General features: G+C 71.5%; 13 protein-coding genes and 2 tRNA genes. 1 reads left to right on the top strand and 14 read right to left on the bottom strand.

The window, feature by feature from the left end:
* Positions 1-56: 56 nt before the first annotated feature.
* The 12 genes from ACGFYY_RS10830 to ACGFYY_RS10885 all read right to left on the bottom strand — a co-directional run bounded on the left by ACGFYY_RS10830 (position 57) and on the right by ACGFYY_RS10885 (position 11,044).
* A complete protein-coding gene (locus tag ACGFYY_RS10830) occupies positions 57-866 on the bottom strand; it encodes a helix-hairpin-helix domain-containing protein (RefSeq protein ID WP_393708241.1) in 810 nt (269 codons plus the stop codon).
* Positions 867-1,213: 347 nt separating this feature from the next.
* Positions 1,214-2,059 (bottom strand): DegV family protein, encoded by an 846-nt coding sequence (locus tag ACGFYY_RS10835; protein WP_393708243.1) that lies wholly within the window; start codon positions 2,057-2,059, stop codon positions 1,214-1,216.
* 353 nt (positions 2,060-2,412) lie between these two features.
* The gene (locus tag ACGFYY_RS10840) at positions 2,413-3,189 is read right to left on the bottom strand and encodes a hypothetical protein (protein WP_393708245.1); all 777 of its coding nucleotides are present in this window, start codon (positions 3,187-3,189) and stop codon (positions 2,413-2,415) included.
* A 122-nt stretch (positions 3,190-3,311) separates the two neighbouring features.
* Entirely contained in the window at positions 3,312-6,182 is a 2,871-nt protein-coding gene (leuS, locus tag ACGFYY_RS10845; protein WP_393708247.1) for a leucine--tRNA ligase, read from the bottom strand.
* A gap of 284 nt (positions 6,183-6,466) precedes the next feature.
* Positions 6,467-6,539: transfer RNA gene (locus ACGFYY_RS10850), tRNA-Ala, on the bottom strand.
* A 131-nt stretch (positions 6,540-6,670) separates the two neighbouring features.
* A complete protein-coding gene (locus tag ACGFYY_RS10855) occupies positions 6,671-6,904 on the bottom strand; it encodes a hypothetical protein (RefSeq protein WP_008738908.1) in 234 nt (77 codons plus the stop codon).
* 144 nt (positions 6,905-7,048) lie between these two features.
* Positions 7,049-7,121, bottom strand: a tRNA-Ala gene (locus tag ACGFYY_RS10860).
* 123 nt (positions 7,122-7,244) lie between these two features.
* The gene (locus ACGFYY_RS10865; RefSeq protein WP_365266998.1) at positions 7,245-7,901 is read right to left on the bottom strand and encodes a histidine phosphatase family protein; all 657 of its coding nucleotides are present in this window, start codon (positions 7,899-7,901) and stop codon (positions 7,245-7,247) included.
* Positions 7,898-8,344 (bottom strand): ribosome silencing factor, encoded by a 447-nt coding sequence (gene rsfS / locus ACGFYY_RS10870; protein WP_030008628.1) that lies wholly within the window; start codon positions 8,342-8,344, stop codon positions 7,898-7,900. Before rsfS ends, ACGFYY_RS10865 begins: the two co-directional genes overlap by 4 nt.
* A gap of 119 nt (positions 8,345-8,463) precedes the next feature.
* Entirely contained in the window at positions 8,464-10,170 is a 1,707-nt protein-coding gene (locus ACGFYY_RS10875; RefSeq protein ID WP_393708250.1) for an LCP family protein, read from the bottom strand.
* Between the two features lie 24 nt (positions 10,171-10,194).
* Positions 10,195-10,812: a nicotinate-nucleotide adenylyltransferase gene (gene nadD / locus ACGFYY_RS10880; RefSeq protein ID WP_150257404.1), complete on the bottom strand. Its 618-nt coding sequence runs from the start codon at positions 10,810-10,812 to the stop codon at positions 10,195-10,197.
* 64 nt (positions 10,813-10,876) lie between these two features.
* Positions 10,877-11,044, bottom strand: a complete 168-nt coding sequence (locus tag ACGFYY_RS10885) for a hypothetical protein (RefSeq protein ID WP_033224011.1) — start codon at positions 11,042-11,044, stop codon at positions 10,877-10,879.
* A gap of 139 nt (positions 11,045-11,183) precedes the next feature.
* On the opposite strand from ACGFYY_RS10885, the gene ACGFYY_RS10890 reads away from it, so the two are divergent.
* Positions 11,184-12,269 (top strand): M48 family metallopeptidase, encoded by a 1,086-nt coding sequence (locus ACGFYY_RS10890; protein WP_365266935.1) that lies wholly within the window; start codon positions 11,184-11,186, stop codon positions 12,267-12,269.
* Here the strand turns inward: ACGFYY_RS10890 and ACGFYY_RS10895 are convergent.
* Complete coding sequence (locus ACGFYY_RS10895; protein WP_393708253.1) at positions 12,253-13,461, bottom strand: hypothetical protein; 1,209 nt, start codon at positions 13,459-13,461, stop codon at positions 12,253-12,255. The two genes, ACGFYY_RS10890 and ACGFYY_RS10895, sit on opposite strands and share 17 nt — an antisense overlap.
* Positions 13,462-13,529: 68 nt before the next feature.
* Complete coding sequence (locus ACGFYY_RS10900) at positions 13,530-14,090, bottom strand: hypothetical protein (protein ID WP_393708255.1); 561 nt, start codon at positions 14,088-14,090, stop codon at positions 13,530-13,532.
* Positions 14,091-14,131: the final 41 nt, after the last annotated feature.

Here is a 14,131-nt window from a genome sequence, read left to right on the forward strand (position 1 = left end):
GGCCGCGGCGGGTACCGCGAGGCGGAGGTCCGACGGGACCGGACCCGCCGGGCGGTTCACGGCCGTACCAGCGAGCGCAGGTCGGCGAAGCGTCGCTCGCCGATGCCGTCGACCTGGCGGAGCTCCTCCACGGAGCGGAAGCCGCCGCGGGCGGTACGGAAGTCGACGATGTGCTGCGCGAGCACCGGCCCGACCCCCGGCAGGCCGTCGAGCTGCGCGACCGTGGCCGTCCCCAGGCTCAGCGGGTCGGTGCCGGTGCCGGACCCGAAGCCGGAGCCGGAACCGGAGCCGGAGCCTCCGACCACGCCGGCCGGTGGCGGTTGCGCCGGGGCTCCGACCACCACCTGCTCGCCGTCCACCAGCACGCGGGCCCGGTTCAGCCCGGTGGTGTCGGTGCCGGGCCGCACACCCCCGGCGGCGGCCAGCGCGTCCTCCACCCGCGAACCGGCGGGCAGCCGCCGCACCCCGGGATCCCGGACCTTGCCGCTGACGTCGACGACGATCCGCGCGGGCATCCCGCCGGCCCCCGCCGCGCCTCCCGGCCCCGGAGCCGCCGCGGGTGCCGTGGCCGCCGCCGGTAGGGCCTCCGGGGCGACCACCGCGGGCACGGTCACCGCCCGTGGCCGGGCCGACCAGTACTGCTGCCCGGCGAAGCCGACGGCGCCGATCAGCACCACCCCGACGGCGGCCACCGCCCGCGCCCGCACCGCGATGCGGTCCTGCAGCCACAGCGGCAGCCGCTCCCGCACGGATGCCCTCAGCACGGCCCCTGAGGGCAGCCCGGACGCGTCATCGGGCGGCGCCGCGACATCCTGGGCGTCCGCCCCGTCCGAGCCCGCCGGCGGCACCTGGAACGCCTCGGGCACCGGGGGGCGCGGAGGCGGGGGCGCGGGCGGGACCTGCGGCGGTCCGCTGTCCCCCAACAAGGCCTCGGCCCGCAGGCGCACCGCACCCGGCTCCGGCTGAGGAACCCCTCGGCCACGAAGCGCCGTACGACGACGCCGCAGGAGGCGGTCGGAAACCCGACCGCCCGAAAGACGGCCGTCGGAAAGGCGGGAACGGCCCGGGCCACTGGTGGCACCCGACGGATACGGAGCACGCGTTCGAAGAGTCATGCCACGACCGTAGAGGCCGATCCCGCCCCCGGTTCTGAACACTCAATTCCGGTGGAAAAAACGCCCGTTGTGGATAACCGGGCCACCCGTTCCGGTGATCAGCGGGGTGAGACGACCGCCGCCAGCAGCCCCGGGCCGGTGTGCGCCCCGATCACCGCGCCGACCTCGCTGACGTGCAGCTCGACCAGCCCGGGGATGCGCTCGCGCAGCCGCTCGGCGAGCTTCTCCGCCCGCTCCGGAGCCGCGAGGTGGTGCACCGCCACATCGACGGCGGCGGACCCGGCGCGCTCGACGGCCAGCTCTTCCAGGCGGGCGATGGCCTTGGCCGACGTACGGACCTTCTCCAGCATCTCGATCCGCCCGCCGTCCAGCGTCAGCAGGGGCTTCACCGCGAGGGCCGAGCCGAGCAGGGCCTGGGCGGCCCCGATCCGGCCGCCGCGGCGGAGGTAGTCGAGGGTGTCGACGTAGAAGTACGCGGCCATGTCCGCCGCCCTCTTCTCGGCCGCCGCCACGGCCTCGTCCACGGATCCATCCGCCTCGGCCACCTCTGCGGCGGCCAACGCGCAGAAGCCGAGGGCCATCGCGACCATGCCGGTGTCCAGGACCCGGACCGGTACGGGCGCGGTCCTGGCGGCGACCACGGCCGCGTCGTAGGTGCCGGAGAACTCGGCGGACAGGTGCAGGCTGACGATGCCGGTGGCACCGGCGTCCGCCGCCGCCCGGTAGGCCCGGACGAACTCCTCGGGGCCGGGACGCGAGGTGGTGACCGAGCGGCGCTTCTGCAGGGCCGCGGCCAGGCTGCGCGCCGAGATCTCGGTGCCTTCCTCCAAGGCCTCGCCACCGAGGACCACGGTGAGCGGGACGGCGGTGATTCCGTGCCGCGCCATGGCCGGTCGAGGCAGGTAGGCCGTGGAATCGGTGACGATGGCGACATGGCGGGACATGAGCCGGAGGTTACCGCCAGTGGAGGCTCGACGGCAGCCCCGGGCCCCCGACCCGGGCGGGACAGGGTCCGCGCCAGGTACGGGTGCGGTCCGAGCCGGGTGCCGTCCTGCGGGCTCGCGACGGACATCCGGCAGGCTTCCGCCGGGCTCGCGACGGGCACCCGGCAGGCTCCCACCGGGCTCGCGACGCGCACCCGGCAGGCTCCCACCGGGCTCCCGCCGAGTTCCCCCCGGGGTGGTGGCCGGATCCTACGGAGCGCGGCGCGGCCGGTCCGCGGCGGGGTGCCGGGCCTCCTCGACCCGCACCTGCCGGAACTCTTCGCTCCGCGCCCGCTCCCGGACGGAGGAGGATGTCAGCCGGCGCTCTCCGGGCGCGGGGTCTTCTGCCACGGGTACTGCACCGTCGGCGTCGGCGGGTTCAAAGCGGCAGGCGGGGCCGTGGGCGTCCGGGTCGGGTTCGGCTGAGGCGTCGGGGTCGACTTCGGCTTCGGCTTCGACGTCTGCTTCGGCGTCTGCTGCGACGCCGGTGCCGCGGCCTGGGCGGCGTCCCACTCGGCGGCCGCGGCCGCCAGGTCGTCCACCGGTTCGCGGGACCAGTCGCGCAGCGCGCCCGACTCCATCTCGATCTGCTCCGACAAGAGGGACAGGTCGTCCGCCGCGAAGCGCCGGGCCCGGTCGCGGGCCGCCCACCGCAGGGAGTCCGCGGCCTTGATGATCTGCGCCGCGCGCTCGCGCAGGTCAGGGAGGAGCTCGGCGGTGCGTCGCCGGTCGGGCTCCTGCTCCAGCCGCTTCAGCTCACCGTCGAGCTCGTGCCCGTGCGCGCTCAGCTGCTCGAACAGCCCGAGGGACTCCCGCAGCGAGGCGTCCACCTGGACCCCGTCGGCCAGCGCCTGCTGGGTGGCGCGCATCGAGGTCCGCAGGTCCAGCCGTACCTGTGCCAGCGCCCCCACCACTCCGACCTGGCCGAAGCTCTTGGCCCGCAGCGTGGTGTCCTCGACCGTGCGCCGCGCCTGGACGACCGTGCGCTCCACACCCCGCTTTGCCGCTCCCACCGCCTTGACCGTGAGGTACGCGCCGAGGCCGACGACAGCCAGCAGCATCAGCGCGAAGATGATCAACGCGACCTCCATGACGGCCCCTTTCCCCAAGCGTCGGCTCTTCTCCTCCACGGTAAACGCCGCGGGCAGGCCAGGGGTTCCAATCGAACCCCCAACCTGCCCGTACGGGATTCCCCCTATCCGGGGGCGCGCCCTCAGATGACGATGTTCACCAGCTTCGGCGCGCGCACGATCACCTTGCGGATCTCCGCGCCGCCCAGCGCCGCCACGACACCCCCATCGTTCACGGCCAGCTGCTCCAGCTCCGCCTCGGAGATCGTCGGCGACACCTCCAGCCGCGCCTTGACCTTGCCCTTGACCTGCACCACGCAGGTCACGCTCTCGTCCACGACGTATGCCGGGTCCGCGACCGGGAAGTCCTGGTGGACGACCGACTCGCTGTGGCCCAGGCGGTGCCACAGCTCCTCCGCGATGTGCGGGGCCAGCGGGGCGACCAGCAGCACCAGGGCCTCGGCGACCGAGCGCTCCAGCGGGCGGCCGGCCTTCGTCAGCGCGTTGTTCAGCTCGGTGATCTTCGCGATGGCGGTGTTGAAGCGCAGGCCCGCCAGGTCGGCGCCGGCGCCGTCGATCGCCTTGTGCAGCGCGCGCAGCGTGGCTTCGTCCGGCTCGCCGTCGACGACGGTGACGGCGCCCGTCTCCTCGTCCACGATGTTGCGCCACAGGCGCTGCAGCAGCCGGTACTGGCCCACCACGGCCCGGGTGTCCCACGGACGGGAGACGTCCAGCGGACCCATCGCCATCTCGTACAGGCGCAGGGTGTCCGCGCCGTACTCCTCGCAGATCTCGTCGGGCGTGACGGCGTTCTTCAGGGACTTGCCCATCTTGCCCAGCTCGCGCTTGACCGGCTCGCCCTCGAAGAAGAACTTGCCGTCGCGCTCCTCGATCTCGGTGGCCGTGACCGGGAAGCCGCGCTCGTCGCGGTAGACGTAGGCCTGGATCATGCCCTGGTTGAACAGCTTGTGGAACGGCTCGACCGAGGAGACGTGGCCCAGGTCGAACAGGACCTTGGACCAGAAGCGGGCGTACAGCAGGTGCAGCACCGCGTGCTCCGCACCGCCCACGTACAGGTCGACACCGCCGTGCGGGGCGCCCTCGCGGGGGCCCATCCAGTACTGCTCGATCTCCGGGTCCACCAGGGCCGAGGAGTTGTTCGGGTCCAGGTAGCGCAGCTCGTACCAGCAGGAACCGGCCCAGTTGGGCATGGTGTTGGTCTCGCGGCGGAAGGAGCGCACGCCCCGGCCGTCGCCCAGGTCCAGCTCCACGTTCACCCACTCGCCGTTGCGCGACAGCGGGGTCTCCGGCTTCGACGCGGCGTCGTCCGGCTCGAAGGTGCGCGGCGAGTAGTCCTCGACCTCCGGCAGCTCCAGCGGCAGCATCGACTCGGGCAGCGAGTGTGCGACGCCGTCCTCGTCGTAGACGATCGGGAAGGGCTCGCCCCAGTACCGCTGGCGGCTGAACAGCCAGTCGCGCAGGCGGAAGTTGACGGTGCCCTCGCCGATACCGCGCTCGGTCAGCCAGTCGGTGATCGCGGCCTTCGCCTCGGCGACGCCCAGGCCGTCCAGGGCGATGCCCTCGCCCGTCGAGTTGACCAGCTTCGCGTCGTAGGAGACGAAGGCGTCGTCCCACTCGGCCGGGTCGGTGCCGCGCCCGTCCGACGGCTCCACGACACAGCGCATCGGCAGCTCGAAAGCGCGCGCGAACTCGAAGTCGCGGCCGTCGTGCGCCGGGACGGCCATGATCGCGCCGGTGCCGTAGCCCATCAGCACGTAGTCGGCGATGAAGACCGGGACCTTGTCGCCGCTGACCGGGTTGATCGCGTACTCGCCGGTGAAGACACCGGTCTTGTCCTTGGCCTCGGCCTGCCGCTCGACGTCCGACTTCGAGGCGGCCTGCTTGCGGTAGGCGCTGACGGCCTCGGCCGGCGTGGCGTGCCCGCCGGTCCAGATGTCGTGGGTGCCCTCGGGCCAGGCGGCCGGGATGAACTTCTCGACCAGCGGGTGCTCGGGCGCCAGCACCATGTAGGTGGCGCCGAACAGGGTGTCCGGACGGGTGGTGAAGACGGTGATGGCCTCGTCGCCCAGCGCGAAGTCGACACGCGCGCCCTCGCTGCGGCCGATCCAGTTCCGCTGCTGCAGCTTGATGGCCTCGGGCCAGTCCAGCGCGTCCAGGTCGTCGATCAGCCGGTCGGCGTAGGCGGTGATCCGCATGTTCCACTGGCTCAGCCGGGACTTGAAGACGGGGAAGTTGCCGCGCTCGGAACGGCCGTCGGCGGTGACCTCCTCGTTGGCCAGTACGGTGCCCAGCCCGGGGCACCAGTTCACCGGCGCGTCCGATGAGTACGCCAGGCGGTACTCGTTCAGTACGTCGGCCCGCTCGGCCGCGGTCAGATCGGCCCAGGCGCGGCCACCGGAGACCTCACGGGAGCCGTCCTCGAAGGAGGCGACCAGCTCGGTGATCGGGCGGGCCGTCTTCGCGTCGGCGTCGTACCAGGAGTTGTAGATCTGCAGGAAGATCCACTGGGTCCACTTGTAGTAGTCCGGGTCGATCGTGGCGAACGACCGGCGCTTGTCGTGGCCCAGGCCCAGCCGGCGCAGCTGGACCTTCATGTTCTCGATGTTGGCCTCGGTCGAGACGCGCGGGTGCGTGCCGGTCTGCACGGCGTACTGCTCGGCCGGCAGGCCGAAGGCGTCGAAGCCCAGGGTGTGCAGGACGTTGTGGCCGGTCATCCGCTGGTGGCGGGCGAAGACGTCGGTGGCGATGTACCCGAGCGGGTGACCGACGTGCAGGCCCGCACCGGACGGGTACGGGAACATGTCCATGATGAACTTCTTGGGCCGCGCGACCACCGCGGGGTCCCCGGCCAGGTCACCGGTCGGATTCGGGGCCTCGTACGTGCCCTGCTCGTCCCAGACGTCCTGCCAGCGTGCCTCGATGTCGGCGGCCATGGCGGCCGTGTAGCGGTGCGCCTCGGCCGCCTCGGGGGCCGGGGTGTTCGTCTCGCTCATGATTTCTGAAGCTCCATCGATCGTCTCTGCCGTCTCTGCCTGCCCAAACGAAAAAACCCCTCGCACAGGAGGGGGCGCCGCGCCGGGTCCGACCATCTCGAAGGGTCGGCACTGATCAGCGCGGCTCGGTAAGCAGAAGGCGTACGGCACGCATGGCGTCAGGGTACCGCAGCGGCCCCTTCCGACGCTCGGCCGTTCCACCCGTCGACACGGCGTCCGACGGACAGGGGACAGGGGACAACGAGAAGCGGGCCACCCGATCCGGGTGGCCCGCTTCTTCACTGTGGAGCTAAGGAGAATTGAACTCCTGACCTCCTGCATGCCATGCAGGCGCTCTACCAACTGAGCTATAGCCCCTTGTTGTGCTTGCCGCTTCGGTTTCCCTTGCCGGTTCCCCTTGGCGACGTCCCAAACATTACACGGTCATGGCCCTGGTCCAAAAATCGGTTTCCACCGACCAGAGGCCATGTCCGATTTGAGTCAACTTGTCACGCTCGCGCGAACTGGTAGAACCGCTTGAGCGTGCAGTGCTCGTCGAGCAGCCGCCCGTAGATCGGCTCCCCTTCCAGCTCACGGTACGTCTCGATCGGGTCGCCTTTTATGATCAGCGCCCGAGCGCATTCCTCGCACCAGTACTGGTAGTCGGGGTTGACCGGGTCCATGTCCCGCACGATCGGCGTGCCGTTGTTGCACCAGTCGCACCGGCGCCGGTGTGCACCCATCCGTCAGCGACTCCCTCCCGCGTCGGGCCGTCGTCTCCCCCTCCGGCGGTCACGATTCTGCCATGCCGGTGCGGGCCAGGTCAGCAAACGCAAAGGGTACAAAAGCAAGGATCCCGCCCCCTGTTGGGGACGGGATCCTGATTGTGGAGCTAAGGAGAATTGAACTCCTGACCTCCTGCATGCCATGCAGGCGCTCTACCAACTGAGCTATAGCCCCGCTCTCCGCCGCGCTCCCCCCGTCTCCGGTGTTCTGCGCTGCGAACAAGAAGAACTCTAGCCTGGGACCGGCCGGAAAGTGAAATCCGGGTGGCAGCCCCGCCGGGGAGCGGCAGAAGGCCGCTCAGTCGTCGTCGCCGAGCACCGGTTCCGGCAGCGTGCCGGCGTTGTGCTCCAGCAGGCGCCAGCCGCGCGCGCCCTCGCCGAGGACGGACCAGCAGCAGTTGGAGAGCCCGCCAAGACCCTCCCAGTCGTACGCGTCCAGGCCCAGCAGGCGCCCGATCGTCGTACGGATGGTGCCGCCGTGGCTGACGACGACGAGGGTGCCGGACCGCGGCAGCCGGGCGACGTGTTCCAGCACCACCGGGGCGGCGCGGTCGGCGACCTCGGTCTCCAGCTCACCGCCGCCGCGGCGGACCGGTTCGCCGCGCTTCCACGCCGAGTACTGCTCGCCGTACTTCTCGAGAATCTCGTCGTGGGTGAGGCCCTGCCACTCGCCGGCGTACGTCTCGCGCAGCGCCGCGTCGTGCGACACCGTCAGCCCCGTGAGGGCCGCCAACTCGGCAGCCGTGGCGGAGGCGCGCCGCAGGTCGGAGGCCACGATGGCATCCGGCTTCAGCGAGGCGAGCAACCGCGCGGAGCGGCGCGCCTGCGCCACGCCCGCTTCGGTCAGCTCGATGTCCGTGGAGCCCTGGAAGCGTCGCTCCAGGTTCCACGAGGTCTGGCCGTGCCGCCAGAGGACGATCTTCCTGCCGGACTTGCCCGAGGTGGTCGCGCTCAGAACAGATCACCGTCCAGTTCGTCGTCGCCCGCCGCCTCGCGCAGCTTGGCGTGCTCCTCGGCCTTGCCGATGGTGAGCTTGGCGTCCTCGGGGAGCTCGATCTCGGGGCAGTCCTTCCACAGGCGCTCCAGCGCGTAGAAGACACGCTCCTCGCTGTGCTGGACGTGGACGACGATGTCGACGTAGTCGAGCAGGATCCAGCGGGCGTCGCGGTCGCCCTCGCGGCGCACCGGCTTGGCGCCGAGCTCCTTGAGCAGGCGCTCCTCGATCTCGTCGACGATCGACTTGACCTGGCGGTCGTTGGGCGCCGAGGCGAGCAGGAAGGCGTCGGTGATCGACAGCACGTCGCTGACGTCGTACGCGATGATGTCGTGCGCGAGCCGGTCGGCCGCGGCCTGGGCGGCGGCGGTGATGAGCTCGATGGAGCGGTCCGTGGCGGTCACTGGCCATGCTTTCGGGTTGGCGGGCAGATCCTTACAAGGGTCTCATGTACCGCCGACGCCGCCCGCGCGCAGCGTCGCGCGCGGGCGAATGCCTCCCTCGGAACCGCTCCGGAGCCCGGTCAGGACGCCTTGTAGTCCTTGCCCAGGGTCACCACGATCTCCGCGTTCACCGTGTTCTCGCCCTTCTTCACGGCCGTCTCGGGCAGGCCCAGCGTCTTGGCGACCTCGATCGCGCGGTCCCGCTGCGCGTCGTCCTGGTAGGTGATCTGCGAGGTGGCCACGGTCTTGTCGGCCTTGCCGCCGTCGACGAAGGTGTAGCCGCCGTTCATCAGCGCCGCCTTGGCCGCGACCTGCGTCTTCTCGTCGCCGCCGGTGGCGTCCTTGAGTCCGACGCGCGGGGCCGCACCCGGCTGCGCCGCCGCGCCGGAGCCGCCCAGCACCTCCTTGACGACCGACTTGTTCGCGTCGTCCGTGAGCGCGCCGTCCGCCTTCACCGTGAGGAGGTCCGTGCGGTAGGCACCCACCTTGGCGTGCGCGCCGAGCCGGGACAGCAGGGCGCCGAGGGTCTGCGCGTTCAGGGCCGGATCGAGGATCTGGCCGATGCTCTCGACGGTCACGGCCGCCGCCTTCGGGTCGCTCGGAACCTTGCGCAGCACCGCCTGGAGCACCTTGCCCACGCGTTCCAGCTGCTTGGCCTCCGGTTCGCCCGGCCCGCGGAAGGTGGCGTACGCCACGGCCATCGGGCCGCTCAGGCTCTGCTTCTGGCCCTGGGCCACGGCCGGGGTCTTGGCCGCGTCGTCGGCCGGGACCGCGGTGTCGGTGTCGACCTCGATGCCGCCGACCAGCTCGACCAGGTTCTCCAGGAAGGGGGTGTCCAGGCGCCAGGTGCCGCCGATGTGGGTGCCGAGCACGGAGTCGAGGGCCTCGCGGGTGCCGAGGCCTCCGTCCTCGACCGACTTGCCGAGTCCCGTCGCCGTGCCGTCCTGGCCGGTGATGGCCAGGGCGTTCGGCAGCAGGACAGTGGCGCCCTGCTTGGTGGTGACGTTGTCGACGAGCAGGGCCGAGGAGGTGCCGCCCTTCTTGGTGTTGTGCAGGTGGACGACGATCATGTCGCGCTTCTGCGCGGCGGCGTCGGCGGTCGCGCCGGTCTTCTTGTCGCCGGGGCCGTCGAGGAAGGGCAGTTTGCCCGCGTACCAGAGGTATCCGAGGCCGCCGACGGCGAACAGGGCGAGGACGACGATCAGTGCCACGACCCGGTTCCGGCCGCGGCGACGGGCCTCCTCGCGGCGTTCGGTGCGACTCTCGGTGAATTTGAGCCAGTCGATGACGTCCTCGGAGTCCTCGTCCGGCTGGTCGATGAACGCGAACATCTCTGTGCGGTAGTCCCGGCCCGCCGCGCGCTCGTCGTCGTGCTCCTCGCCGCGCGCGCCGCCACCCTCACCGTTCGGTCGGCGCGGCTCGGGCACCTGGGCCGCCGGGCGCTCGACGGCCGGGGCCGGGGCCTCCGCGGGCTCCGGGGCGGTCTGCTGCGGGATCCACTGCTGGGTCTGCTGCGTGTCGTACCCGTAGGCGGGCGCCTGGGTGTACTCCTGCTGCCCGTATTCCTGGGCGGCCGGCTGCTGCGGGTAGTACTGCTGCTGCGGCTGCTGTCCGTAGCCCTGGGAGTCGTACCCGTACTGCTGCTGTTCGTACTGCTGCTGCCCGTACTGCTGCGGGGCGGGCTGGGCGGGCGCCTGGCCGTACACCGGCCGCCCGTACGCGTCGTAGCCGACGAGCTGCTGCTCCTGGGCGGCATACGGGTCGTACGGATCCTGTCGGTCGTTCACCGCGGGGCCCCTCTCTCCGGAAGCTCAGGCTCCTCGGTACAGCTCACGCTTGTCGATGTAGCGCACGACGCCGTCCGGCACCAAGTACCAGACAGGATCCCCCTGGGCCACCCTCGCACGGCAGTCGGTGGACGAGATCGCGAGCGCGGGCACCTCCACCAGGGAGACACCGCCCTCCGGGAGCCCGTCGTCGGTGAGCACGTGGCCCGGCCGGGTGACTCCGATGAAGTGGGAGAGCGAGAAGAGCTCTTCGGCGTTCCGCCAGGTCAGGATCTGCGCGAGTGCGTCGGCACCGGTGATGAAGAAGAGATCGGCGTCGTCGTTCTGCGCCTTCAGGTCCCGCAGGGTGTCGATCGTGTACGTCGGCCCGCCGCGGTCGATGTCGATGCGGCTCACCGAGAACTGTGGGTTCGAGGCGGTGGCGATGACCGTCATCAGGTAACGGTCCTCGGCCGGCGACACGGCCCGCTGCGACTTCTGCCACGGCTCGCCGGTCGGCACGAACATCACCTCGTCGAGGTGGAAAAGGGCGGCCACCTCGCTGGCGGCCACCAGGTGTCCGTGATGGATCGGGTCGAACGTCCCGCCCATCACGCCGAGCCGGCGCTTGACCGGGCCGGTAGGCACTTCCTGCTCTCCCATGAGCGCAGAGCCTACTGGCCCGGCGGACGCGGCGTTCCCGCCGGGTTCGGCGGGCTCGGCGGGTTCAGCGGTCGCGGTTCAGGCGCGTGGTGACCCACAGCATCAGCATCAGGATGACGAAGGCACCGCCGCCGGTCAGGTACGGGTTCAGGCTGTCGTGGTTGCCGCCGTGCTGCTCGGCCCCCTCCGAGGCGAGGACGACCAGGTTGTGGGCGGTGGTGGAGAGGCTCATCAGGCAGATACCTATCGAGTCGGGGAGCGAGCGGAGACTTCGCTCACATCGTATGCGGGGGCCTGGGGCACGCTCACGCCGACTCAGGCGTTGGAGAGGATAGACGCAGGGTCGAGCAGGTCCATCAGGGGAGGGCGCTATGACGGAAACAGGGTTCGAGAAGGCACCGGCGAGGGATCGCAGGCGGTTCCCCGGCATTTCGTCGCGGGCGTACGAGCATCCGGCCGACCGCTCGGCGCTGGTGGCACTGCGCAAGCTGAGCGGCTTCGACACGGTGTTCAAGGCCCTGAGCGGGCTGCTCCCGGAGCGGAGCCTGCGGCTGATCTTCCTGTCGGAGTCGGTGCGGGTGGGCGAGACGCAGTTCCCGCACCTGTACGCGATGCTGCGCGACGCCTGCTACATCCTGGACCTGGAGAAGGTCCCGCAGATGTACGTGCAGCAGGACCCGAACCCCAACGCCATGTGCATCGGGCTGGACGAGCCGATCATCGTGGTGACCACGGGCCTCGTCGAGCTGCTCGACGAGGAGGAGATGCGGGCGGTGGTGGGCCACGAGGTGGGCCACGCGCTGTCGGGGCACGCCGTCTACCGCACGATCCTGCTGTTCCTGACCAACCTGGCGATGAAGGTCGCGTGGATCCCGCTGGGCAATGTGGCGATCATGACGATCGTGACGGCGCTGCGGGAGTGGTTCCGCAAGTCGGAGCTCTCGGCCGACCGGGCCGGGCTGCTGGTCGGACAGGACGTACAGGCCTCGATGCGGGGTCTGATGAAGATCGCGGGCGGCAACCACCTCCACGAGATGAACGTGGACGCCTTCCTGGCCCAGGCCGAGGAGTACGAGTCGAGCGGCGATCTGCGCGACTCCGTGCTGAAGATCCTGAACCTGCTGCCCCGGACGCACCCCTTCACCACGGTGCGGGCGGCCGAGCTGAAGAAGTGGTCCGAGAGCCGCGACCACCAGCGGATCATGGACGGCCACTACCCGCGGCGGGACGAGGACAAGGACACCTCGGTGACCGACTCCTTCCGGCAGTCCGCCGCGCACTACGCCGACTCGGTACGCACCAGCAAGGACCCGCTGATGAAGCTGGTGGGCGACATCGCGGGCGGTGCGGGCGACCTGGGCGGCAAGCTCCGCGACAAGTTCACGGGAGCCGCCGGGGCGGGAGCCGGATCCGGCACCGCGGCGCAGGACAAGGGTGGAGCTACGGAGCAGGGCTGACGGGAGCGGCCTGCGGGGGCGAGGGCGGCGTCGCGGACTCGGCCGCGGGTGGCGTCACGGGCGGCGGCGTGGGCGATGCCAGGACGCCGCACAGCCCGGCCGTGCGCCGCGGCCGGCCGCTGGCGTACGGGTCGCTCGCGGCCGGGCCCACCGTGGTCGGACCGGCGCCGGCCAGGAGTGGGTGGAAGGCCCCGGCCGGATCGGCGGAGCAGTCCTGCGGCCCGGCCATCACGTAGGCCGAGGCCAGCTCCAGGCGGCGGGCCGTCAGGTCGTCCCGGTCGAAGCGCAGCCGGAGCTCGCGCCGGACGGTGAACAGCGAGGCGCCGTCGGCCGCCGCCGGGGATCCGGTGGCGGGCCGTACGGCGTAGACGAAGGTGTGGTCGGTGGTGACCTCCAGCATGTCCGGGGCCACCTCCTCGACGGCGAGCGTGCCGCTCACCCGGACCCGGGAATCGGCCACGACGGCACCGGCCGGGTCGAAGCGGACCAGCCAGCCGGTGGCCGCGTGCCGGCCGTCTCCGGAGGGCGAGGTCATGCTCCGGTCGAACTGCGCCAGCTGGTCGGGGTCGAGCAGGACCCGGACCGGGCGGGAGGCCGCTCCGGTGAGAATGTCGGGGTCCAGCGAGGACTGCACCAGGTAGTCCTTGGCGATGGACAGCGCGGCGACGACCTGGGCTTCGGTGAAGTGGTGGGTGCGGTGCACGGCGGGCAGGGCGATGCCGGCCGCTCCGACGCGGTAGTCGGCGGCGGGGCTCTGCGCGTACAGCTCGGCGGGGCGGCCGCCGGGCACGTCGGTGGTCGGCGCGAGCGGCACCACGGTGCTGGTGAGCGCCTGGGCGGGCCCGCCGGCCGGAGGCAGGTAGGGGTTGCGCAGCCCCATGTAGACGGCGGCGGCGAAGGCCGTGGCGATGAGCAGCACGAGCAGCATGCCCTGTCGTGCGCCCCGGCCGGGGGTGCTGGTCCGGGCCGCGGAGCCGCCGCCGGACCAGATGGAGCGGCTGCGGACGGCACGGGCGTGTTCGCCCATGCGTTCCTCCGCGGAGTACTCCTGGAGCCGGGCAGCCCGGACGAAGTCCTCGTCGAACACCACCGAGCGGTACTCGTCCGACCGGAAGTCGTCCGATCGGAAGTCGTCATCGCCCCCGCCCATGCCCTCGGGGGTGCTGTTGGGTGGATCTCCTGGCACGGCCATCGCTTCTCCCCGCTGTCCCCGCTTCAGAGAAGCCCCCAGCTCCAACGTACGGGAACGGGGTCGTACCTTCAGGGTTGGCGAACGGAGGGGTACGTAAACGCGCCGACGCCGGTGACTTCACCCCTGGGGGTGCTGGCGGGCGCCGGAGCGGGGTCCGCCTCGCCCGAGGCACTGCGGTAGACGGCGCTGAACGCGAGCGCGACCATGCCGAGCCCCATCACGAAGGCGAGTACCCAGGCGACGGGGCGCAGCCACGGTGCGCGGCCGCGGTAGGGGCGCAGACTGCCGCCGTAGGCCCCGTACGGGCCGTCCGGGTATCCGTAGGCGCGGTCGTGGTCCCAGCCGTGGTCGTCGTCGTACCCGTCGGGGTGGCCGTACGCGTAGCCGTCGTAGTCGTCGTCGCCCGTCCAGCCGCCGGCCACGGCGCGGGCGGCTTCGGCCTCCGCGCGCGCTCGGTCCGCCGCCCGCTGGCGCTCGGCGGCGCTGGGTTCATGGATCTCGGCGTTCCGGACGAAGTCCTCGTCGAACACCACGGAGGCGAAGTCGTGATCCGCGCCTCCGCGGTTGTCTGCATCGTCTTCGGGGGTCCCGTCGTCCGGGAACGGCTTGCCCCCCACGTCGTCCGGCACAGGGACAGCCTAGACCTGGGGGGCCTCCTTGGGCAGGGTGT

Source organism: Streptomyces sp. NPDC048331, assembly GCF_043201215.1.
GTDB lineage: Bacteria > Actinomycetota > Actinomycetes > Streptomycetales > Streptomycetaceae > Streptomyces.

Coding starts and splice junctions, on each gene's coding strand:
- ACGFYY_RS10835 (WP_393708243.1), bottom strand. CDS start 2,059: ATGTCCCGCCATGTCGCCATCGTCACCGATTCCACGGCCTACCTGCCT.
- ACGFYY_RS10840 (WP_393708245.1), bottom strand. CDS start 3,189: ATGGAGGTCGCGTTGATCATCTTCGCGCTGATGCTGCTGGCTGTCGTC.
- leuS (WP_393708247.1), bottom strand. CDS start 6,182: ATGAGCGAGACGAACACCCCGGCCCCCGAGGCGGCCGAGGCGCACCGC.
- ACGFYY_RS10855 (WP_008738908.1), bottom strand. CDS start 6,904: ATGGGTGCACACCGGCGCCGGTGCGACTGGTGCAACAACGGCACGCCG.
- nadD (WP_150257404.1), bottom strand. CDS start 10,812: ATGGGAGAGCAGGAAGTGCCTACCGGCCCGGTCAAGCGCCGGCTCGGC.
- ACGFYY_RS10885 (WP_033224011.1), bottom strand. CDS start 11,044: ATGAGCCTCTCCACCACCGCCCACAACCTGGTCGTCCTCGCCTCGGAG.
- ACGFYY_RS10890 (WP_365266935.1), top strand. CDS start 11,184: ATGACGGAAACAGGGTTCGAGAAGGCACCGGCGAGGGATCGCAGGCGG.
- ACGFYY_RS10895 (WP_393708253.1), bottom strand. CDS start 13,461: ATGGCCGTGCCAGGAGATCCACCCAACAGCACCCCCGAGGGCATGGGC.